General features: G+C 31.5%; 16 protein-coding genes and 2 tRNA genes. 5 read left to right on the top strand and 13 right to left on the bottom strand.

Annotated elements, in window-relative coordinates:
* The first annotated feature begins 253 nt into the window (after positions 1-253).
* The 5 genes from CLOCL_RS00090 to CLOCL_RS00070 all read left to right on the top strand — a co-directional run bounded on the left by CLOCL_RS00090 (position 254) and on the right by CLOCL_RS00070 (position 9,809).
* Positions 254-835 (top strand): S-layer homology domain-containing protein, encoded by a 582-nt coding sequence (locus CLOCL_RS00090; RefSeq protein WP_014253414.1) that lies wholly within the window; start codon positions 254-256, stop codon positions 833-835.
* 111 nt (positions 836-946) lie between these two features.
* Positions 947-1,450: a hypothetical protein gene (locus CLOCL_RS00085; protein WP_014253413.1), complete on the top strand. Its 504-nt coding sequence runs from the start codon at positions 947-949 to the stop codon at positions 1,448-1,450.
* Between the two features lie 506 nt (positions 1,451-1,956).
* A complete protein-coding gene (gene gltB, locus CLOCL_RS00080; protein WP_014253412.1) occupies positions 1,957-6,537 on the top strand; it encodes a glutamate synthase large subunit in 4,581 nt (1,526 codons plus the stop codon).
* Positions 6,538-6,553: 16 nt separating this feature from the next.
* Positions 6,554-8,038 (top strand): glutamate synthase subunit beta, encoded by a 1,485-nt coding sequence (locus tag CLOCL_RS00075; protein ID WP_014253411.1) that lies wholly within the window; start codon positions 6,554-6,556, stop codon positions 8,036-8,038.
* 364 nt (positions 8,039-8,402) lie between these two features.
* A complete protein-coding gene (locus tag CLOCL_RS00070) occupies positions 8,403-9,809 on the top strand; it encodes an MFS transporter (RefSeq protein ID WP_014253410.1) in 1,407 nt (468 codons plus the stop codon).
* Between the two features lie 110 nt (positions 9,810-9,919).
* Here the strand turns inward: CLOCL_RS00070 and CLOCL_RS00065 are convergent.
* The 13 genes from CLOCL_RS00065 to dnaA all read right to left on the bottom strand — a co-directional run bounded on the left by CLOCL_RS00065 (position 9,920) and on the right by dnaA (position 22,785).
* A tRNA-Ser gene (locus CLOCL_RS00065) sits at positions 9,920-10,011 on the bottom strand.
* Positions 10,012-10,049: 38 nt separating this feature from the next.
* Positions 10,050-10,140, bottom strand: a tRNA-Ser gene (locus CLOCL_RS00060).
* A 388-nt stretch (positions 10,141-10,528) separates the two neighbouring features.
* Positions 10,529-11,800, bottom strand: a complete 1,272-nt coding sequence (gene serS / locus CLOCL_RS00055) for a serine--tRNA ligase (RefSeq protein ID WP_014253409.1) — start codon at positions 11,798-11,800, stop codon at positions 10,529-10,531.
* A gap of 288 nt (positions 11,801-12,088) precedes the next feature.
* Positions 12,089-12,823, bottom strand: coding sequence for a tetratricopeptide repeat protein (locus CLOCL_RS00050; protein WP_014253408.1), 735 nt, complete (start codon positions 12,821-12,823; stop codon positions 12,089-12,091).
* Positions 12,824-13,165: 342 nt separating this feature from the next.
* Entirely contained in the window at positions 13,166-13,684 is a 519-nt protein-coding gene (locus CLOCL_RS00045; RefSeq protein WP_014253407.1) for a DUF4446 family protein, read from the bottom strand.
* A 221-nt stretch (positions 13,685-13,905) separates the two neighbouring features.
* Positions 13,906-14,757 (bottom strand): ParB/RepB/Spo0J family partition protein, encoded by an 852-nt coding sequence (locus tag CLOCL_RS00040; RefSeq protein ID WP_014253406.1) that lies wholly within the window; start codon positions 14,755-14,757, stop codon positions 13,906-13,908.
* Positions 14,754-15,533, bottom strand: coding sequence for a ParA family protein (locus CLOCL_RS00035; protein ID WP_014253405.1), 780 nt, complete (start codon positions 15,531-15,533; stop codon positions 14,754-14,756). The genes CLOCL_RS00040 and CLOCL_RS00035 overlap by 4 nt, the downstream gene beginning before the upstream one ends.
* 460 nt (positions 15,534-15,993) lie before the next feature.
* Positions 15,994-17,919, bottom strand: coding sequence for a DNA topoisomerase (ATP-hydrolyzing) subunit B (gene gyrB / locus CLOCL_RS00030; RefSeq protein WP_014253404.1), 1,926 nt, complete (start codon positions 17,917-17,919; stop codon positions 15,994-15,996).
* A gap of 156 nt (positions 17,920-18,075) precedes the next feature.
* On the bottom strand, positions 18,076-18,348 hold the full coding sequence (gene remB / locus CLOCL_RS00025; RefSeq protein WP_014253403.1) for an extracellular matrix regulator RemB: 273 nt from the start codon (positions 18,346-18,348) through the stop codon (positions 18,076-18,078).
* Positions 18,349-18,585: 237 nt separating this feature from the next.
* Complete coding sequence (recF, locus tag CLOCL_RS00020) at positions 18,586-19,698, bottom strand: DNA replication/repair protein RecF (protein ID WP_014253402.1); 1,113 nt, start codon at positions 19,696-19,698, stop codon at positions 18,586-18,588.
* A gap of 17 nt (positions 19,699-19,715) precedes the next feature.
* On the bottom strand, positions 19,716-19,922 hold the full coding sequence (yaaA, locus tag CLOCL_RS00015) for a S4 domain-containing protein YaaA (RefSeq protein ID WP_014253401.1): 207 nt from the start codon (positions 19,920-19,922) through the stop codon (positions 19,716-19,718).
* 22 nt (positions 19,923-19,944) lie between these two features.
* Positions 19,945-21,048 (bottom strand): DNA polymerase III subunit beta, encoded by a 1,104-nt coding sequence (gene dnaN / locus CLOCL_RS00010; RefSeq protein WP_014253400.1) that lies wholly within the window; start codon positions 21,046-21,048, stop codon positions 19,945-19,947.
* Positions 21,049-21,450: 402 nt separating this feature from the next.
* Positions 21,451-22,785: a chromosomal replication initiator protein DnaA gene (gene dnaA / locus CLOCL_RS00005; protein ID WP_014253399.1), complete on the bottom strand. Its 1,335-nt coding sequence runs from the start codon at positions 22,783-22,785 to the stop codon at positions 21,451-21,453.
* Between the last annotated feature and the right edge of the window lie 566 nt (positions 22,786-23,351).

The raw sequence follows: 23,351 nt of genomic DNA, 5'->3' as shown, positions 1-23,351 counted from the left end.
CTTCATTCTTTATAAATATAATTAGTTATTGCATAACATTTTATACATTTATTAAAATGTAACTTTTTTTTAATATTTATATTATTTTTCATAGTGTATAATTGAATTGTACTCGATAATATTTATATCAATGCTTTTAAAATTAATTTAATAATAATTTGCATTAGTCGCTTATACGTTGTACCGAAAAATATGCAATAATTTTATTAACAAATATAAAATTAATTAGTAATAAGGGGTGCTACATATACAAATGAAAAAGCAATTAGTTTTTATTATCATTTTAACTGTAATCTTCTCATTAATAGCAAACATAAATATTCCTTATGCTGCATCCTCCAGTGAATCCGTAATTGAGCAAAATGCAAATACTTTAGTCGATCTTGGAATAATGAAAGGGTATGAGGATGGAACTCTCAGGCTTGATAACAAAATTAAAAGAAGCGAGTTTATTACTCTGGTTGTAAAAATGATGGGATATGACAAAGATACAAATTTAGAAAACACAAAAATTACTTTTAAGGATTTGAAGAAAAACCACTGGGCTTATAATAATATTGGTCTTGCTCTTAAATATGAACTTGTTACAGGATATCCTGACAATACTATAGCTCCGGATAAGGATGTAACTTATGCCGAGGCATTAGCCGTAGTTATAAGAGCCTTAGGCTATGAAAAAAGTTTGAAAGGGAAATGGCCTGACAATGTGGTTAATAAAGGGTCTGAACTCAATCTTAACAAAAATTTGTCCCTTTCTCCTAACCAGCCATTAACCCGCGGTGAAATGTCTGTTATCATTTATAATGCTTTGACAGTAAACTTTGCTGCCAATTAAATTTTATAAGTTTTTTAATAATATGTTGTAATGAAAAAATAAAGCTGCTAATATATTATAGGCAGCTTTATTCATCTTTAATTTTAAAATATATTAATTCAGGAGTTTGAAATGCAATTGGAAAGTTTTTTGCTTTTACTTGTAATGATAATAATTGTACCTATTATTTATATAGCATCAGATGATACAGTTTTTTTTATAATTTTATCTCTGATTATTGCTTTTTCTTCAATAAAAAATATTCTAGGTCCTTTTTTACCTGATTTTATTGAAGATGATGAAGAAACGGAAGATTTAATAGAAGAGCTTAAGGATTCTATTAGTCTGGATTTTAATAAAATTAAATTAGGTTTAGAAACTGTTAAAGCTATGATTTTTATTTTATACTTTGTTTATAGCTGCTTTTTTATAAGTAAATTCATTTATAAAATAGCAACAGTTTTTATAATTGTCTATTGGATTCATTACGTATTAGAAAATATCAAAAAAAATAAAGAAGATTCTTCCAATTCGGAAAACCAGACTTCTTTTCTAAATACAACTATCAAAACTTTGGTCAATGTTATAAGTTTAATTGTAATTCTAACCACTAATTACAATAGATTTCTAAGATAAGAGACAGCTCATGCATTACAAATCTTATTATTCTTACTCCTTTAACAGGATTTAAATATGTTATAAAGATGATTTTATACATAAAAATCAAACCCTATCTCCATGTCCGAAATTTGTTTCCGTTAAAAATCAAATATCAGATATATGCTAAATACAATCAATAAAGTCATAATATGGAGTACAGTATTAATTTTACCTTTTGTTTTACTTTTTTTTGCAAGATATAAAATCTTAAATTGCATTTTTTAAAAATTTTTTTATAATTTTTATTGAATTTAATTATATGTCTATGTTATAATAAAGAAAAACAAAATATATTAAAATGGATTTTTGTCCACAAATATAGCAATGATGCTAAATTTTTAGACCTAGAAGCGTACTCAATGGCGAGAAAATTTGCTTCCTTTTGTGTACGCTTTTTTTGCACCGTATTTACTTTTGCAAGTTTGTAATTAATAAATTTCATTTTGATATAAAAAACGTGTTTATGGAAAGGGTGTATAACTATGAATAACTATGGATTGCCTCCTAAACAAGGTATGTATGACCCGCAATTCGAACATGACGCCTGTGGAATTGGTTTTGTTGTTAATATAAAGGGTAAAAAATCCCACGAAATTGTTAAACAAGCTTTAACAATTCTTATAAACCTAAATCACCGTGGCGCAAGCGGTTCGGAATCAAATACCGGTGACGGTGCGGGAATTTTAATTCAAATACCCCATAAGTTTTTCTCCAGAGAATTGCTAAAAAAAGATATTAAACTGCCTGAGCCCGGAAATTATGCAGTAGGAATGGTTTTCCTACCTAATGATGAAAATAGACGAAAAGGAATGGAAAATTACATCGAAAGCATAATTACTGAAGAAGGGCAAAAAGTTTTAGGCTGGAGGGATTTACAACTAAATGACAGTTCACTGGGAAGTACTGCTTTATCGGCAAAGCCTTTTATAAGGCAGCTTTTCATAGAAAAAAGCAACAGCTTTGATGGAGGCATAGCTTTTGAAAGAAAACTGTATGTTATAAGAAAGCGGATTGAAAAATATGCTCTAGACAATAATGAATATGTTTATTTCTCAAGCTTATCATCAAGAACTATTGTATACAAAGGCATGCTGACTTCCCATCAGGTTGAAGAATTTTATACTGAGCTTTCTGATACTGATGTGGAATCTGCTCTTGCCCTTGTACATTCAAGATATAGCACAAACACTTTTCCCAGCTGGGAAAGGGCACACCCAAACCGTTATATTATTCATAACGGGGAAATAAATACTTTAAGAGGTAATGTAAATTGGATGAATGCCAGACAGGCATTGTTGGAATCTCAGCATTTCGGAGAAGATATAGAAAAAATACTTCCAATAATAAATCCAAACGGAAGCGACTCTGCAATGTTTGATAACTGCCTTGAGTTTTTAGTGCTTTCGGGACGTTCTCTTCCTCATGCCATTATGATGATGATTCCTGAACCTTGGTCAAACCACGAAAGCATGAATGATGATAAAAAGGCATTTTATGAATTTCACAGTTGTTTAATGGAACCTTGGGACGGTCCTGCTGCAATAGCTTTTACCGATGGTTCAAAAGTGGGCGCCGTTTTAGATAGAAACGGTCTTAGACCTGCACGTTATTACGTTACTAAAGACGATCTTGTAATATTGGCATCAGAAGTTGGAGTCTTAGATATTCCTCCTGAAAATGTAATATGCAAGGAAAGACTTCATCCTGGAAAAATGTTGCTTATAGACACTAACGAGGGAAGAATCATAACCGATGATGAGATTAAGCACTCTATTGCTTCTCAACATCCTTATCGCGAGTGGCTGAATCAACATTTGTTAGACCTTGAGAACTTACCGCAAACATCTTGTGCTTACGAGACAGACCACGAAACATTGCTTTTAAGGCAAAAGGCTTTCGGTTATACTACGGAAGATATTAACACAACTATACTCCCAATGGCTAAGGAAGGCATAGATCCAGTTGGTGCAATGGGTACAGATATACCTTTGGCCGTATTGTCTGATAAGCCTCAGTTATTGTACAACTATTTTAAGCAGCTTTTTGCCCAGGTTACAAATCCACCCATTGATGCAATCAGAGAGGAAATTATTACAAGTACTGAAACAATGATGGGATCGGAAGGAAATCTAATCAACCCTGTCCCGGAAAGCTGCAGACAGATAAAAATAAAAAATCCTGTTATAGACAACTATCAGCTTGAAAAGTTGCGTCATATTGACAAAGAAGGGTTTAAGTCTGTTACCCTGCCAATACTGTATAATGTAAAAGAAGGCGGTAAATCTCTTGAAAAAGCTATGGAGAATTTGTTCGCCAATGCAGATTCCGCGATTGCAGAAGGTGCTAATATATTGATACTTTCCGATAGAGGTGTAAACGCAGACAATGCAGCAATACCTGCTCTATTAGCTGTATCAGGACTGCATCACCACCTTATACGCAAAGGTACAAGGACATTGGTAAGTATTGTATTAGAGTCGGGAGAACCCAGAGAAGTACATCATTTTTGCCTGCTTATAGGTTATGGTGCATCAGCAATTAATCCTTACCTCGCATTGGAGTCTATTGATAATATGATTAAACAGGGTTTACTCCCAAATATCAGTTATGAAAAGGCTGCTCAAAATTATTTGAAGGCATGCAAAAAAGGTATAGTTAAGGTTCTTTCAAAAATGGGTATTTCAACCATACAAAGTTACCAAGCTGCCCAAATATTTGAAGCAATAGGTCTTTCGGAAGATTTTGTAAACAAATATTTCACATCAACTGCAAGCAGAATTGGAGGACTAGGAATTGATGAAGTGGCAGAGGAAGTAAGATTAAGACATGTTGCAGCTTTTGATGAGCGAATAAAAGAATTGTCGTTAGATTCCGGCGGTGTTAATAAATGGCGCAGCGATGGAGAATACCATATGTATAATCCGGAAACTATCCATAAGCTGCAAAATGCCTGCAGAACCGGAAATTACGATGAATTTAAGGAATTCTCCAGACTAATAAACAATCAATCTCAAAGATTGTGCACAATAAGGGGACTTTTGAACTTCAAACCCCGCAAACCAATACCAATAGAAGAAGTTGAATCGGTTGAATCTATTTGCAGGAGATTTAAAACCGGTGCCATGTCCTATGGTTCAATAAGCCAGGAAGCCCACGAATGTTTGGCTATAGCTATGAACCGCTTAGGCGGCAAAAGCAATACCGGTGAAGGCGGTGAAGACCCTGCCAGATTTATACCTGATAAAAACGGTGATTCCAGATGTAGTGCCATTAAGCAAGTAGCTTCAGGAAGATTTGGAGTTACAAGCCATTATCTTGTTAATGCAAAGGAAATTCAAATAAAAATTGCCCAGGGTGCAAAACCCGGAGAAGGAGGACAATTACCGGGGCGTAAAGTGTATCCCTGGATTGCCAAGGTAAGAGGATCAACCCCCGGTGTAGGTTTGATATCCCCCCCTCCTCATCATGACATTTACTCTATTGAAGATTTGGCAGAACTTATATATGACCTTAAAAATGCAAACAGAGATGCCAGAATAAATGTAAAACTTGTATCTGAAGTAGGTGTTGGAACAATTGCCGCTGGAGTTGCTAAAGGAAAAGCTAATGTCGTATTGATAAGCGGTTATGACGGTGGTACCGGCGCATCTCCCCGTACAAGTATAAAACATGCCGGACTTCCATGGGAATTGGGACTGGCAGAAACACATCAAACTTTACTTTTAAACAACTTAAGAAGCCGTATCGTCGTAGAAACTGACGGTAAACTCCTTACGGGAAGAGATGTGACTATAGCAGCATTATTAGGTGCTGAAGAATTTGGTTTTGCAACCGCTCCATTAGTAGTCATGGGTTGCGTCATGATGAGAGTTTGTAATCTTGATACTTGTCCTGTGGGAATTGCAACCCAGAACCCTGAACTTAGAAAGAAGTTCTCAGGAAAACCTGAATATGTTGTAAATTATTTCAGGTTTGTAGCTCAGGAATTACGTGAAATAATGGCACAGCTAGGCTTTAGAACTGTAAATGAGATGATCGGAAGAACAGATGCTTTAGAACCTTCTACTGCAATAAGTCACTGGAAAATAAAGGGGATTGATCTGTCTAAAATTTTATACAGTCCTAAATTATCTGAAGGTGCAGTAATGTATTGTACTGAAAGCCAGGACCATGAACTTGAAAAAACTCTTGATATGTCAGAGCTTTTACGTATATGTGAACCTGCTTTATCTGAAAAGAAAAAAGTAAGAGCCATACTTCCGATTAGAAATATAAACCGCGCTGTAGGAACCATACTTGGCAGTGAAGTAACAAAAAAATATGGTGCAGAAGGTCTTCCTGAAGACACAATAAGCCTTCACTTCCAAGGATCTGCCGGTCAAAGTTTTGGTGCCTTTGTTCCTAAAGGAATAACATTGACTTTGGAAGGTGACACTAACGACTATTTGGGTAAAGGATTGTCAGGAGGTAAAATTATCGTTTATCCTCCAAAATCATCTTCCTTTAAACCTGATGAAAATATCATTACCGGAAACGTTGCATTTTATGGTGCCACAAGCGGTGAAGCGTATATCCGTGGAATTGCCGGTGAAAGATTTTGTGTAAGAAACAGTGGAGTTGATGCAGTTGTAGAAGGTGTGGGTGACCACGGATGTGAATACATGACAGGTGGAACAGTTGTTATATTAGGTAAAACCGGAAGAAATTTTGCAGCCGGAATGTCCGGTGGAATAGCTTATGTACTCGATGAAGAAGGAGATTTCAGTAATAAATGCAATAAAGAAATGGTAGGACTAGAAAGAATTTCTGATAATGAAGAGGCTAACAAAATAAAATCAATGATTCAAAAGCACTATGATTATACAAACAGTGATGTGGCAAAAAGAGTCCTGGATAACTGGAGTAAAATGATTGATAAATTTGTCAAAGTAATGCCTGTTGATTACAAGAGAATGCTTCAAGCTATAAAACAAGTTTCCGAACAAGGTATTACTGGCGATGAAGCATTAATGGCAGCTTTTGATGCAAATCACAAAGATCTTGCCCGTGTCAGCGGGAATTAGGAATGGAGGAATTACAATGGGTAAACCAACTGGATTTATGGAATATAAGCGAGAATTGCCACCAGATCGTCCTCTCCTTGAGAGAATTGGGGATTGGAATGAATTTCTTCAAAGTTTTCCTGAAGAAAAACAACGAATTCAGGCAGCCAGGTGTATGGATTGCGGTATACCTTTTTGCCATTCGGGTTTTTTAATAAATGGTATGGCATCAGGTTGTCCCATACACAATCTTATTCCAGAATGGAATGACCTCATATATAAAGGATTGTGGAAAGAAGCAGTAAAAAGGCTTCTTAAAACCAATAATTTTCCTGAATTTACAGGCAGAGTTTGTCCTGCGCCTTGTGAAGGTGCCTGTACTGTTGGAATAAATGATCCTCAGGTAACAATAAAGTTAAATGAACGGGCAATAATCGATAAAGCTTTTGAAGAAGGATGGATAGTTCCAAAACCGCCAAAAGTAAGAACCGGTAAAAAAGTGGCAATAGTAGGATCCGGTCCGTCGGGACTTGCCTGCGCTGATCAGTTAAATTCCGTAGGACACAGTGTTACAGTATATGAAAGAGCTGATAGGATAGGCGGATTACTTATGTATGGTATTCCTAACATGAAACTGGACAAAAGCATTGTCCAAAGAAGAGTTGATATTCTCGAAAAAGAAGGTATCAAATTTATAACCAATACAGAGGTAGGCGTAGATATATCCGCCGAAGAACTTTTAAAAAATTATGATGCTGTAGTTTTATGCGGAGGTGCTACAAAACCAAGGGACTTGAATATTGAAGGAAGAAGCCTTAACGGTATATATTTTGCCATGGATTTCTTGCGTGCTAATACTAAAAGTCTTCTTGACTCAAAGCATGCCGATTCAAATTACATTTCTGCTAAAGGAAAAAATGTTATTGTAATTGGCGGAGGAGATACAGGTACTGACTGTGTCGCTACCTCAATAAGGCATGGATGTAAAAGTGTTGTACAATTTGAAATTCTCCCTAAACCTCCGTCTGCAAGACAGACAAACAATCCTTGGCCCCAATGGCCAAAAGTTTTAAAGATTGACTATGGCCAGGAGGAAGCATCTGCTATTTACGGTGATGACCCTAGAATTTACTGCATTACTACTAAGAAGTTTGTCGGAGATGAAAACGGCAATATAAAAGAGGTTCATACTGTAAATATAGAATGGAAAAAAGACAGTTCAGGACGCTTAATTCCTGTGGAAATTGAGGGTACTGAAAAAGTTTGGAAAGCAGATCTCGTTCTCTTATGTTTAGGATTCTTAGGTCCTGAAGAAACAGTATTAAAGCAGCTGGGTATAGAACAGGATGAGAGATCTAATGCTAAAGCTCTGTATGGAAGTTTTAAAACTAATGTTGAAGGTGTATTTGCTGCCGGAGATATGCGGCGTGGACAGAGTTTAGTTGTATGGGCTATTAATGAAGGACGAGGTGCTGCTCGTGAAGTTGATAAATTTTTAATGGGTTATACAACTCTACCATAGACACAGCTAAATTCTAATTAATTGCAGAAACTGCACTTTTGCAGTTTCTTTTTTATTTAATTAATATTTTAGAATTTTATATTAGGAAATAAAAATTCAATTATTCGTGCAAAGAAGTTTTTCAATATAATTTTATATATAACCGGTATAATATTTATAAAAAATAATTAAATTATAAAATGTCTTATTTAACCTTAAAAATATATAAATCTAAGTTAAGCTCTTTAGTGTTAATTATTTGTTTATAACATTATTATATATTCTTAATTTTCTATTTTCATTTTTATGTTATAATGATAAACAATTACTGTTATAAATTTCTATTAATTTAAGATTAAGAAAGGGTAAGGTAATTTTATATACAATGATGAAGAAAACGACTAAAATTAACACTATTTTGACACTAACAATTCTTATTTTGTCAGCTTCATTGGACAATGCGGTATTAGGTTTATTTCCGCCTTTATTTTCTTCTATTTCAGAAGATTTGAACATAAATGTTTCTGCAATGGGCGTTATATCAGCAGTTACTATATTTTTTTCAGCTATATCATCAATTTTCTGGGGATATATGGCTGACAAGGGGAAAAGAAAACCATTAATAATTATAGGAACATTTATATTTACTGTTTCTACTTTTTTAACAGCTTTCAGTCAAAATTATTTTCAATTGTTATTATATCAGATTTTTACCGGTATAGGTCTTGGCTGCATAGGTTCTATCGGATATAGCGTGTTAACTGACTTTATTCCTAAAAAGCATTTGGGTACTTTATTGAGCTTATGGGGTTTATCTCAAGGATTTGGAGGCATTGCCGGAGCTATTATTGCACCAATTATATCCACACACTCAACATGGAGAAAGCCTTTTATCATAATTTCAATAATTGACTTTATTTTCATCTTATCATATCTAATCATGAAAGAACCTGAAAAAGGATCTACCGAACCGGAATTAAAAGATCTTCACAAAGAAGGAATAAAATATAATTATTCCATTAAGTTGAGTCATATACCTGAAATTGCTGCAAAAAAGAGTAATAAGTGGCTTATGATGCAAGGTTTCTTTATGCAGATTACAATCGGCACCCTTATATGGCTTCCTACGCTTTATGCATCCAAAATTCGAGCAGAGGGTATAAATGCAGACACAGCAGCAATAGCTGCAGGTTACTTTTATGGACTTCTTCAAATGGGAGGTTTGTCATCTACATATTTCGGTTACTTGGGAGATAAAATTCAAAAGAAGACTTACAGAGGGAGGGCTCTTTTGACCGGCAGCCTTATCCTTGCCGCTATTCCCCTATATGTACTTATGTTTTTGTTACCAATGGACAACCTTAAACTTCCTGCTTCCAATGAACCTTTTTTAATTTTAATTTCCCTTGTAAAGCAATTTTTTACAAATCCCTGGATACTTTTAATGTTTATATTGGCAGTGTGTGCAACTGCTGCTCAGTCTGCAAACACACCGAACTGGCTGGCCCTTTTGACTGATATAAATCTTCCGGAACACAGAGCAACCGCATTCAGTATTGCCAATCTTATAAACGGATTAGGTAGATCAATAGGTAACGTACTTATAGGATTAGTTTTAAAATTTACATCATCGAAATTATCTGAGCCTTATAATTATATATATACTATGGTTTTATTTCAATTATTCTTTATTCCTGCCGTTTACAGTTATTATAGAGTTTCCAAAAATAGCGGAAAAGATATCAGAAAAGTAAAATCTACTTTAAAAATAAGGGCAAAAAAGCTATCTTAGGAATTAATATTATCCTAAAATTGATTTTTATTAAAATTAATTGAAATATGAATGTTTATAGTTATTTAAAAAAATAAAAACCCTTTTTATACAAGGGTTTTTATTTTTTATGGCGGAGAAGGAGGGATTCGAACCCTCGCGCCGGTTACCCGACCTAACGGTTTAGCAAACCGTCCCCTTCGACCTGCTTGGGTACTTCTCCAAACTTGAAACCTCTATTTATTAGAGGTTTCACAACATTGGCGGAGAGAGTGAGATTCGAACTCACGGTAGGCTCACACCTACGCCGGTTTTCAAGACCGGTGCCTTAAACCAACTCGACCATCTCTCCATTTCTTGTGACAACAAATAATATAACATGGCAGCACCTATTTGTCAATACTTATATTTAACCTATTTTAGGTAATTTAAATGATTTTTTTCTAGTTTTAATCTTTGTACATAATATGGAAATTAAAATATATTTTTGATTACTTTTTAAGATTTATATAAATATTATTCCTTATTTTTACTCTTATAATTAACCTATCTTCAATTAATTTATATAATACTAATAAAAATAAACTCAATTCGAATATAAATTATATTGTGTTTACACAATTGATTATAAATAAAGTAAATCTAATTAAGGTCAAAAGATTTTGACCTTAATTAGAAGCTTCAAGTTAACATTTTATATTATATGATTTTTTTATTATCGGAAATACATACGAAAATAACTACTTAATAACATCCACACCGTTCATATATTTTAAAAGGGCTTCCGGTACAACAACCGATCCGTCTTCCTGCTGATAATTTTCTAAGATACATGCAGTTGTTCTTCCTATAGCAACTCCGGATCCGTTTAATGTGTGTACAAATTCAGGTTTATCATTTGCACTTCTTCTAAACTTAATACCAGCTCTTCTTGCCTGGAAATCTTCAAAATTGCTGCATGATGAAATTTCCACATATCTATTATAACTTGGCATCCATACCTCAATATCATATTTCATAGCTGCTGTAAAACCAAGATCTCCTACACATATCTTAACCACTCTGTAAGGTATTCCTAATAATTGCAAAACTTCTTCAGCATCCCTTGTTAATGATTCCAGCTCTTCATATGAAGTTTCAGGTGTAGTAAACTTTACCAACTCTACTTTGTTAAATTGATGTTGTCTAATAAGACCTCTGGTATCTCTGCCTGCAGCTCCAGCTTCTGCTCTGAAACATGCAGAATAAGCAACATGCTTAATCGGTAAGTCCTTTACATCTAAAATTTGTTCTCTGTACATATTGGTAACAGGAACTTCAGCCGTAGGTATTAAGAAATAGTCAGTATTTGCAACTTTAAAGGCATCCTCCTCAAATTTAGGAAGTTGACCTGTTCCTATCATACTATTCCTGTGAACCATGAAAGGTGGAAAAACTTCAATATAGCCATGTTTACTTGTATGCAAATCAAGCATGAAATTCATCAATGCTCTTTCAAGTCTAGCTCCTAAGCCCTTATAGAATGTGAATCTAGCTCCGGTAACTTTTGAAGCGGTTGAAAAATCTAGAATACCTAATTTTTCTCCTATTTCCCAATGGGCTTTTTGTTCAAAATCAAATTTCCTTGGCTCTCCCCATCTTCTTATTTCTACATTGTCTTCGTCACTATCTCCATCGGGAACTGTGCTATTTGGTATGTTAGGTATTGTCAATAGAAGTTTATTTAATTCCTCATCAATTTCTCTTACTTGCATATCAAGAGTTTTTATCTTATCCGATAAACTCTTCATTTCTTCCATAAGTTCTGTAACATCTTTTCCCTCTTTTTTATAAGCAGGTATCATCTTGGATGCTGTATTTTGCTTATTCTTAAGTTGCTCAACTTCATATAAAATTTGTCTTCTTTTTTCATCAAGGCTTAAAACCTGATCTACATCAAAGTTTTCTTTTCTTTTTAACAATGCTTTTTTTAAAATTTCAGGGTTACTTCTTATTAACTTAATATCTATCATAATTGCTTCTCCTTATAAGTTTATTTTTTTAATATTTTTTATCATAAAATATAATCAGTAATAAAATGTTTATATAATCAATCATTTCAATCAAATATTTAAATTCTATGTAACGATACAGGCAATACATTTCGATATCTTGGATATTATTTAAAAATAATTATACTATAAAAAAGTATCATTTCAACCGTATACGTTTGCACTTTATAATATTTAAATATAATCTTTACCTTTACTAATTAAAAACAATTATGTACTACAATATTTTATTTATGTAATATAAGACTACTAATTAAAATTTGCTTTCAAAAACATTTCAACATCTTTTTTATAAGTGCTGTCAGGATATTTTTCAAGTAAAGTGTTCATTGCTTCTTTTGCCGAGTTTAAATTACCCTTCCTAAAGTATGAGTACCCAATAAAGTAATAGCAATCGTCCGAATAGTATTCATTGTCCACTAAGCTTAATGAATTTTTTAGACTTTCTATAGCTTTATCATAATCTTTATTTTTATAGTATTCGTATCCATCATAATAGAATTCCTGTGCAGCCTTTCTAATAGTTATATCCAATAGTTTTTGATAAAGTTGCATTGCATCGCTTTCTAAATAATTTTTATTGATTTCTCTAGTTAAAATTAATGCACAGCTTTTTATATCTCCATCATAATAACATATATTTGCTTTAATAAGTTTTTCATAATTTTCAAACTTCAATGAATTTTCATTTCGAAAATCTTTTAATTCTTTTTCTAATTTCTCCTCTGATATTTTAAAATTCTCTATTTCCTTTTCTAACGCTTGAATTTTTTCATTTAATTTTTTATTTTCAGCAAGTGCAGAACTTAGGCTCATCTGAAAATTACTTTTTTCTCTTTCTGTACTGCCCAATTTATTTCTCACTTCATCAATATTTTTATTTACTTTTATCTGGCTATATGCTGTTATAAGCAATACAATAAATGCGCTTGTAAACAATATAACAGCATAAACCCATACTGTTTTTTTATCATTATTATTCATAGTTTACAACACTCCCAAAGGATATGCCTGATGAAATATATATTCATATTAAGCATTTGAGTTAATATAATTCAAACTTTTATTTTTGTCCTTGAGTAAAATTTTTTATAATAAACTTTCTTTTTTTTAAAGCATGAATGATTATACCATAGTAATTAAAAATCAAAATTCTATTAGCATGTTTTAATAACTTTCATTTAAAAATTAAGAAAAAGTTATCAATAATCTATTATTTAATAAAGTTCTTTAATTTCGATATTAATTATAATTTTTATTAATGTATCTTCCACAAAAGTAATTACTAATTAATCATTCTCTTATCAACAAACACATTCTATATTTTTAATAAATTTTACTTTTCTTTGCAATATCAATTGCCTGAATTTCCTCAGCTGACAGTGGATACTTAGATTGACCGTTTATTATTGATTTTGCATAGGTTGTAGTTGACTCTCTTGAATATATTCCATTTAAAACAATACCATTATCATTTCCATCAAGCAATGCAATTGCAAAACTTAAATTACTGCCAACATCATCAAAAGCATTATATCGAACTATTCCAACTTTTTGTACACATTGAAGCATATTTCTTTCAATATAATTAATTTTGCTTTCTATATCTTTATTCTTATTTAATATTTCATTGCATAAATCAATATTCTCTTCTACTAATCTTTCAACATTTAAATCATCAGAATTCTTAAAAAATTTTTTATATCTGTTATTTAATTTTTTTAATTTTGATTTTGTGGAAACAAGCACAATCATTAAAACTAATGTCAATATAGTATTTACCAGTATTAAATAAATACTGAGATTTTCTAAGTTATTAATTATTTCATCCATTGCTTTTAACATACATTACTCCTTTATCAATATTTAATTTCAAATATAATAAATTGTTTCACGTGAAACAATTTATTATTTTTTATTAATGTGATTTATAAATTTATTTCATCTAATTTTTATCATTTTATTTATTTAACCTTAAAATCGTTTTTAAGAGTTGTTTATATCCAGAAATATAATTACATTCCTTAACCAAAAAAGACGTCTTAAAACTAAAAATATAAGGTTACTTATTTTTCCATTTTTTTAAATAATTCCAATATCCTCTCCAAATCTTCGTTAGAATAATATTCAATCATTATTTTTCCCTTTTTATTTTTGTTAAACAGCTTAACTTTTGTACCTAAAATCTTTTCAAGATCATCTTCAATTTTTTGAATATTCTCATCTTCATTTTTTACTTTCTCTACTTTTTCACCGCCCTTTTGTATCCTTTTTACCAATTTTTCAGTTTCTCTTACACTAAGCGATTTTTCAATAATTTCTTTACATACTTTTTCTTGCAATTCTATATCATCCAATGCAAGAATTGCTCTTGCGTGCCCGCTGCTTATCTCACCATTGATTAGATGTTCCTTTACTTTATCGCATAAATATAAAAGTCTTATTATATTTGCAATTGTTGATCTGTTTTTCCCAATTGATTTTGACAATTCTTCTTGTGTCATATTATATTCATTAAGCAATCTTTCATAAGCCTCTGCTTCTTCTATTGGATTTAAATCTTCTCTTTGAATATTTTCTATCAAAGCCATTTCCATAACTTGTCTGTTTGAAAGTTCTTTAACAATTACCGGTACACTTGTCAAACCTGCTAATCTTGCTGCTCTCCATCTTCTTTCACCAGCAACAATCTTATAAGTATTATCTTCTTTTCTAACAATTATAGGTTGCACAATTCCGTGTTCTTTTATTGATTCGGATAACTGCATTAATTTTTCATCATCAAACTTCTTCCTTGGTTGGCCAACTGTCGGCTCGATTTCATTTATCTTTAATTCAATAACTCCACCAGATTGTATTTCTTCATTAGCTGTAGAAATAAGTGCACCTAATCCTTTACCTAAGCCTTTTTTACTCATACTAAATTTTCCTCCTCAGAATATTCTATAACCTCATCGGCTAAATCAAGATAACATTCAGCTCCTTTAGATTTCGGATCATACAGTATTATAGGTAATCCATAACTAGGTGCTTCACTTAATCTTACGTTTCTTGGTATAACAGTTCTATACACTTTATTTTTAAAATATTTTTTTACTTCTTCTACCACTTGTATTGACAAATTGGTTCTAGCATCAAACATTGTCAATACTACTCCTTCAACATCTAATTCCTTATTCAAGTGTTTCTGAACTAACTTTACAGTTTCCATGAGCTGGCTTAATCCTTCTAAAGCATAATATTCGCATTGAATAGGCACAAGTATTGTATTTGCTGCTGTCAAAGAATTTAATGTGAGTAATCCTAAGGATGGTGGGCAATCTATAATAATAAAATCGAAATTTTCCTTTATATTATCGAGTGAGTTTTTTAAACGGGTTTCTCTGGAAATAGTTGATACAAGTTCAACTTCAGCACCTGCCAATTGAATATTTGAAGGGCACAATAAAAGATTTTCTATAGGTGTTGAAACAAATGTTTCACTAATATCTACATCATTAATTAGAACATCATAGGCTGATTTATTGATTTTTTTCTTATCCACTCCTAAGCCACTGGTAGAATTTCCTTGAGGATCAATATCAATAAGAAGTACTTTTTTACCCTTATATGCCAGGCAGGAACTTAAGTTTACTGCAGTAGTTGTTTTGCCAACTCCACCCTTTTGATTTGCTACTGCAATTATTTTTGCCATCAAAACTCACTCCTTAGCTATCATTGGTTTAGTTACTCAAAAAAATTATTTTGCGATATTAAATTAATATATATGTAATACATGTTTAGATCTAGACAAAAAATCATATCCTTTAAAATTATAGATTTTTTTATAAAATCTTAAAAACTATTATATAATTATAGCATAATTAATTTTTATAACAAACTATATTTTATATAAAAATGTTTCACGTGAAACATTTTTATATATATTATATATTAATCCTAATTATTTTTTATCGCTATTCGTATTTTTTATAACTAATAAATAAATATTTAAATTAAAATAAAATTAATTTTTATAAAACATATTAAGATAAAAGAGGATCAAAACCTAAGTCCAGTAATATTTAATCATTAAAAATTTTTATACTATACAAATTATAAAATTTTTCAATAAAAAACCCCTTTTTAAGGGGCCTAACAAAAACATTCTTATTCTATATATCAAGATTTGTCACATCTTTTGCATTTGCCTGAATAAACTCTTTTCTTGGTTCAACCTTTTCTCCCATCAATATGGAGAAAATCTCATCTGCTGCTATGGCATCTTTTAACTCAACTCTTAGCATAGACCTGGTTTTTGGATTCATCGTAGTTTCCCATAATTGTTCAGGATTCATTTCTCCCAAACCTTTATATCTTTGAATAGTACATTCTCCTTTTTTCCATCCCTTTTCGTTCAATATTTTTTCTAACTGTTTTTCATTGTAAGCATAGACTTCTTCTTTTCCTTTGGTAATTTTAAAAAGTGGAGGCTGAGCAATGTAAACATATCCACCTTCAACCAAAGGTCTCATATATCTATACAAGAATGTTAACAATAAAGTTCTTATATGCTGACCGTCAACATCAGCATCGGCCATAATAATTATTTTATGATACCTAAGCTTTTCAATATCGAAATCCTCTCCAATATTAGCACCGAGAGCAGTAATGACAGGCAAAAGCTTTTCATTGGTATACACTTTGTCTATTCTTGATTTTTCAACGTTTAGCATCTTACCCCATAAAGGCAAAATTGCCTGAAATCTTCTATCTCTTCCCTGCTTGGCAGATCCTCCGGCAGAATCCCCTTCAACAATATATATTTCACACAGTGAAGGGTCTTTTTCCGAACAATCAGCTAATTTTCCAGGCAATGTTGTAGATTCAAGAGCGCTTTTTCTTCTTGTCATTTCTCTTGCTTTTCTTGCTGCTTCTCTAGCTCTTGCTGCTGTAATGCTTTTTTCTACAATTGCTTTTGCTATAGAAGGATTCTCTTCTAAAAAAGCTGATAATTTTTCACTGACAGCATTTTCAACTAAACTTCTTATTTCAGAATTTCCAAGTTTAGTTTTTGTTTGTCCTTCGAATTGAGGTTCATGTAATTTTACGCTTATTACAGCAGTTAATCCTTCTCTTACATCTTCACCCAATAAATTTTTATCGTTTTCTTTTAAATAATTATATTTTCTGCAATAGTCATTAAAAACTTTTGTTATGGCAGTTTTAAAGCCAGTTAAATGTGTTCCCCCTTCAGTTGTAGCAATGTTGTTTGCGAAACTATAAATATTTTCATTATATGTATCGTTATATTGCATTGCAATTTCAACATGATTACCATCTTTCAAACTTTCAAAATAAATTGGAGGTTGATGTATTACTTCTTTATTCCTGTTTAAATGTTCTACAAAAGAAATAATTCCACCTTCGTAGTGAAGCTCCTTAACTACAGGTTCTTCCTTTCTCTTATCAATTAACCTTATAGTCAGCCCTTTGTTTAGAAAAGCAAGCTCTCTGAATCTGTTCAAAAGAGTTTCATAGTCAAATTCAATCTTTTCAAAAATTAGCGGATCCGGTTTAAAAGTAGTTTTAGTACCGGTTCTATCAGTCTTTCCTATAACTTCTAATTTACTTACAACTTTACCTCTTTCGTATCTTTGTCTATATATATTACCTTCTCTGTACACTTCTACTTCCAAATATTCAGATAAAGCGTTAACTACCGATGCTCCAACGCCGTGCAATCCGCCTGAAACTGAGTAACCTTCTCCTCCAAACTTTCCGCCTGCATGTAATATTGTATGGACAACCTCAACAGTAGGAATTCCCATCTTTGGATGTATACCGACAGGAATACCTCTTCCATTGTCAATATTGGTAATGGAATTGTCCGGATTAATAGTTATTTCTATTTCATCGCAATAACCGGCTAAAGCTTCGTCAATACTATTGTCCATTATTTCATATACTAAATGGTGCAAACCTCTTGATGAAGTACTTCCAATGTACATACCAGGTCTTTTTCTTACGGCTTCAAGACCTTCCAGCACTTGTATATTACTTTCATCATATGAATTGTTTACATTTGCTATTTCGGGCATTTTATCCTCCTGCTTTCAAACAAATAAATTTTATAAATAGCTAAATTGATTATTTTTTTTCAAATTAATAAATGTACTATTTTGCAAATCTTTTTAAATGATATACACCTTTTATTAAAGTTTATTTAAACATCACAATAGCATATATAAGTCATTTTATTTAACGTTTGATATGCCATCAATAAATCCAGACCTCTTTTGCAGCGTAGTTGACGATATTGGAGAAAGATATATTTTACTCTTTTTATCTATTTCAGTAATAATAAAAGATTTCGGTATATCATCTGAAATATTTTCAATAAACCCCTCTTCCTCAGCTATTGCCAGGAAGTCACGGGTATCTTTTGACAAAGTAGTAGATTCCAAATCCATTATAGCAATAACATTTTTAATTGGCACTACAACATCTCCACCAATGTGTAAAAACATAAATTCCTCCTGAATTACTTTTATAAATTTGAATGTATTAAATATTTTCCATAAATCAGTATTGTTTCTAAGCATTTATTTTTATTTCAAAAGTATTTTTATATAATTTTATCCCAAATGAAATTAAACTGCAAATTTTCTGTAATAAAATTTAATATAATTTAATAGTTTTGTATAATACAGATTTCTATACTAAATGCTTCTGTTTATGCTTTATATGTTTTGTATCTTTTTCGTTTATCCAACTATAGTGTTCCCGTTTTTTATATTGAAAAAAAGTACATTTTTGAAATCTTTATTGTAAAAAATATCTTTCTCAGTACAGGTAATAAACGTCTGAATATTATTGATGCAGTCAAATAAGATTTCCCTTCTCTTTTGATCTAATTCAGACATAACATCATCAAGCAAAAGTATGGGATATTCACCCGTTTCTTCTTTTATTATCTGCAGTTCGGATAACTTTACGGATAAAATTACAGTTCTCTTTTGGCCTTGAGAACCGAAGGATTTTACATTTAAATCATTTATATATATTTCGTAGTCATCTCTGTGAGGTCCCTTTAAGGTTGTCCCCCTCATTATTTCATGATTTTTAATTCTTTCAAGTTCATTATAAATATCTTCTTTTATTTTTTCTGCATCGTTAAAGTTCTCAACTTCTATAGACGAAGAATAATCTATTCTCATATTTTCATTATTAGATGACAGCATACTGTTATATACATTGGCATATTTTCTAAGTCTGTTTATAAAATCGTATCTTGCTTTTATTATCCTGGAGGCAATTTCTGCAATTTTTATATTCCATATATCTAATGTATTTATAAGACTTTTTTTATCCTGAATCTCTTTTAAGAGAGAGTTTCTTTGGGTCAAAATTCTGTTATACTGCTGCAGATCAAAGAAATAAGCCGGTTTTATCTGACTTAAGGTTATGTCGATAAATCTTCTTCTTTGTGAAGGTCCCTCATTTATAACCGATAAATCTTCCGGGGAAAATATTACAGCAAGGAGATTGCCCATAAGGCTGCCTATTTTTTTTTGAGGTATTTCATTTATTTTTATAAATTTCTTTTTATCTTTTTCATACATTATTTCAATGGATAAATCTTCTTGGTTCTTTATTGTGTCCAATCTTATATAGTAGTTGTTACTATTTATGTTTAAGAGTTCGCTGTCTTTTGATGTTCTATGGGACCTGCCTGAGGCGCACAAAAAAATTGCCTCAATAATGTTAGTTTTTCCCTGGGCATTTTCTCCGTAAATTACATTATAGTTTTTTGAAAAATCCATCTTAATATCTTTGTAATTTCTAAATCCTCTGAGGTTTAAGCTTTCAATAAACAAAATGATACCTCCGGATATCATTCAATTATAAATTTGTTGTCATTGATTTCAATAGTATCGTTTTTCCTTAATTTCTTTCCCCTTCTGTTTTCAACTTCGCCATTAACTTTTACCAGGCCATTTCTTATTAAAGTCTTTGCCTCGGCTCCGCTTGATGCTATATTGGTCCATTTTAAAAATTGATCGAGTTTTATATATTCAGTGTTTATCTTTATGTTTTTCATATCTCTGTAACATCCTCATTTTCTATTCATTTTTTATTCTTACAGGTAATATCATGTAAGCATAATCGTTGTTCTCTATTGGTCTTATTGTGCATGGTCCAATACTTGATGTGAAATATATATCTATTTCTTCATCATCGATAACTTTTAGTGCTTCAATAAAATATCTTGGGTTAAATCCTATGTCTAATTTGCTTCCAGTAGTATCTACTCTGACTTCCTCCCTGACAGCTCCTATTTCAGTGTTGGATGAAATAATTATTTTCTCGTCTGATATATTAAACTTAACAGGGTATTTCTTTTCTTCAGCTGTTATGAGTGACGCCCTTTCCAAGCTTGACAATATATCTTTTGTCTTTACTCTTACTTTTGTTTCATACTCTTCCGGTATAATGCTGTTATAATTTAGGTATTCACCTTCTAATAATCTTGATACAACTTTGCACTTACCCATATCAAATAGGATTTGATTTTGTGTACTGTATATGGTTATGAATTCTTCCACGGGTTGTAGTATTTTAACTATTTCGTTTAATGTTTTTCCGGGTATTACTACGTTAAAGTTCTGATTTTCATTTTCTACTGTGCTTCGTCTAAGTGCTAGCCTAAATCCGTCTATTGAAACAATAGTTACATTTTTGTCTTTGCATTCTAAAAGTGAGCCTGTTAATATTGGTCTGTTTTCGTCTATGCTAACTGCAAATATTGTTTGCCTTATCATATCTCTTATTGTTTTTTGTTCTATTATAAATGCATTTTCCTTTTTTATTGAAGGAAGTGCCGGGTAAGTATCCGATGGAATGCCTTTTAATTCAAAGTGAGAGTTTTCACATTCAATTATGACTGAGTTATTTGGAAGAACTTCTATAAGTACTTCGCTGTCTGGAAGTCTTCTTACTATATCTCCGAACATTTTTGAATTAAGGACAATGGATCCTGTATTTCTGATATCAGCATCAACATAACATTCTATACCTAGCTCTAGGTCATAACCCGTTAATTTGAACAGGTCATTTGCTTCAAGTAGTATACCTTCGAGTATAGCAAGAGTCGATTTGCTTGATACAGCTTTTTGGACTATGTTTATTCCTTCGATTAAATGTTCCTTAGAGCAGATTACTTTCATCTTTCTTGTCCTCCCGGATTACTTTAATAATATATGATAAATTTTTTAGTAATAATAGTAATAAGTTGTGTTAATTCTGTGTATAACTTTCCTCAAACTTTGAGCGATTAGACTTTGAGGTTGTTATTAACTTGTAGATAACTTGTATCAAATAATCAACAGTTTTTCAGAAATTCAAAATTTTAAATTTTATACACAGGTTAATCACATGAAATTTTCCCCATATCAACATTTTCTGTTGATAAAGTTATAAAAAATAAAAAAATTTTGTTGATAAAAACATTAATTTTAAAATTTTATCTACAAAAATATATTTACGGTTAATGTTCTTTGTTGTTGATATATTAAATAGTTTCTAAAGCTGTGGATGTAGAGCATTTGTAATCTATATATAAAATGTTTCTAATTGCTGGTCAGATTCTTTTTTAACTCATTTATGGCTCTTTTTGTTTCAGGGTTAGATTGTAATTCTTCCATGATTTTTTCACATGCGTGAATTACTGTAGTATGATCCCTTCCGCCAAAAGCTTGTCCTATCTTTGGTAAGGACATATCTGTTAGTTCTCTGCAAAGATACATAGCAATTTGCCTTGGGTAAGCTATGTCCTTTGATCTTTTTTTGGATTTAAAGTCTTCTGTTCGAATATCAAAATATCTTGCCACTGCATCTTGTATAGTGTTGCAGTTTATTGCTCTTACTTTGTTTGTTGTGAGTATATCTTTAAGAGCTTCATTGGCAAGCTCTAGGGTTATTTCGCTCTCAGTAAGGGATGAATAGGCAATAACTCTATTTAATGCACCTTCCAATTCTCTTATGTTAGATGCTATCTTTTCAGCGATGAATACAATAATCTCATTGGGTACATCGAGGTTTTCCAACTGAGCTTTTTTTCTTAGAATTGCTATTCTGGTTTCCATGTCCGGTGCCTGCATATCAGCTATTAATCCCCATTCAAATCTTGATCTTAAACGTTCTTCAAGGGTAACAATTTCTTTAGGTGATTTATCGCTGGATAAAATAATTTGTTTGTTTGCTTCATATAAGGCATTGAAAGTATGGAAGAATTCTTCCTGCGTTCTTTCTTTTCCGGCTATAAACTGAATATCATCTATTAACAAGATATCTATGTTTCTGTATTTGGCTCTGAATTCTTCGTTCTTGTCATCCTTAATAGCGTTAATAAGCTCATTTGTGAACTTTTCAGAAGAAACATACAGTACTTTAAGTGATGAATTTTGTTGCAGCACAAAATGACCTATGGCATGCATAAGATGAGTCTTGCCAAGACCAACCCCACCATAGATGAATAAAGGATTATATGCTTTTGCTGGTGCTTCTGCAACGGCCAAAGCGGCAGCGTGTGCAAAACGATTGCTGTTCCCGATAACAAACGTGTCGAAAGTATATTTTGGGTTCAACATTGTAGTTGAAGGATCTTCGTTAAATGTTGAATCTGTAGTGTTTTTGTACTTTTCAATATTTTCTTGTGAAGGAACAACAAAATTTATTGAATATTCCTTGTATGTAACATGTTTGATAGCATTCTTTATAAGAGATTGATATCTTGATTCTAAAATGCCTTTGTTAAATTCGGCAGGAACGGCCAGATTAATAGTATTATTTTGTATGGAAATCGGCTCAATGGTTTTAATCCAAGTATTAAAACTTATTTCGGTTAACTCGTTTTGTAAAAGGCCTAAAGTTTTCTGCCATATTTCGGATAATTGAGCACTCATAAAATTCCTCCAAATATATGTAAGTAATTGATGATAGTATTGATTTTAAATCATTACATTTTGCTGAAAATGCTAAGCGTATCACAGATTTAGTGAATATAGCAAATTCCATTGAAGCAACCAGCTGTTAATTAAGTAAATATATTTTAAAAATAATAAATGAACTCTATGTAAATCATTGACAAAATTAATAATAATTAAGCGTAAAATAACAAAATATTATACAAAATTGTGTAAAATTAAAAAAAACATAGTATTAATTACGGTAAATTATTAACATGTTGTATAAAATTTAAATTATTATTACTCACATTGTTACACACAAGTTATAAACATAAATTTTTTAATAATCCATAGGTTATCAACAAGTAATTGTTGATAACTTATAAGTTATCAACAGGTAATATTTATATTATCAGACTTTTGATTAATAATCAACAGTAAAAAATGATAGATATCCACAAAAATATCAATGAAAATTTAGAATTATCCACAAAAATAGTTCCTTGACATCAAATAAGTGTTTAATATATAATTGCTATGTTGCCTATTTGAAAATATTAAAA

It is taken from the genome of Acetivibrio clariflavus DSM 19732 (genome assembly GCF_000237085.1).
GTDB lineage: Bacteria > Bacillota > Clostridia > Acetivibrionales > Acetivibrionaceae > Acetivibrio > Acetivibrio clariflavus.
This window is presented reverse-complemented; position numbering and strand designations above follow the sequence as displayed.

Excerpts from the sequence above, each read along its gene's own strand:
- CLOCL_RS00090 (WP_014253414.1), top strand. The coding sequence starts at position 254 with ATGAAAAAGCAATTAGTTTTTATTATCATTTTAACTGTAATCTTCTCA.
- CLOCL_RS00085 (WP_014253413.1), top strand. The coding sequence starts at position 947 with ATGCAATTGGAAAGTTTTTTGCTTTTACTTGTAATGATAATAATTGTA.
- gltB (WP_014253412.1), top strand. The coding sequence starts at position 1,957 with ATGAATAACTATGGATTGCCTCCTAAACAAGGTATGTATGACCCGCAA.
- CLOCL_RS00075 (WP_014253411.1), top strand. The coding sequence starts at position 6,554 with ATGGGTAAACCAACTGGATTTATGGAATATAAGCGAGAATTGCCACCA.
- CLOCL_RS00070 (WP_014253410.1), top strand. The coding sequence starts at position 8,403 with ATGATGAAGAAAACGACTAAAATTAACACTATTTTGACACTAACAATT.
- serS (WP_014253409.1), bottom strand. The coding sequence starts at position 11,800 with ATGATAGATATTAAGTTAATAAGAAGTAACCCTGAAATTTTAAAAAAA.
- CLOCL_RS00050 (WP_014253408.1), bottom strand. The coding sequence starts at position 12,823 with ATGAATAATAATGATAAAAAAACAGTATGGGTTTATGCTGTTATATTG.
- CLOCL_RS00045 (WP_014253407.1), bottom strand. The coding sequence starts at position 13,684 with ATGTTAAAAGCAATGGATGAAATAATTAATAACTTAGAAAATCTCAGT.
- CLOCL_RS00040 (WP_014253406.1), bottom strand. The coding sequence starts at position 14,757 with ATGAGTAAAAAAGGCTTAGGTAAAGGATTAGGTGCACTTATTTCTACA.
- CLOCL_RS00035 (WP_014253405.1), bottom strand. The coding sequence starts at position 15,533 with ATGGCAAAAATAATTGCAGTAGCAAATCAAAAGGGTGGAGTTGGCAAA.
- gyrB (WP_014253404.1), bottom strand. The coding sequence starts at position 17,919 with ATGCCCGAAATAGCAAATGTAAACAATTCATATGATGAAAGTAATATA.
- remB (WP_014253403.1), bottom strand. The coding sequence starts at position 18,348 with ATGTTTTTACACATTGGTGGAGATGTTGTAGTGCCAATTAAAAATGTT.
- yaaA (WP_014253401.1), bottom strand. The coding sequence starts at position 19,922 with ATGAAAAACATAAAGATAAACACTGAATATATAAAACTCGATCAATTT.
- dnaN (WP_014253400.1), bottom strand. The coding sequence starts at position 21,048 with ATGAAAGTAATCTGCTCTAAGGAACATTTAATCGAAGGAATAAACATA.
- dnaA (WP_014253399.1), bottom strand. The coding sequence starts at position 22,785 with ATGAGTGCTCAATTATCCGAAATATGGCAGAAAACTTTAGGCCTTTTA.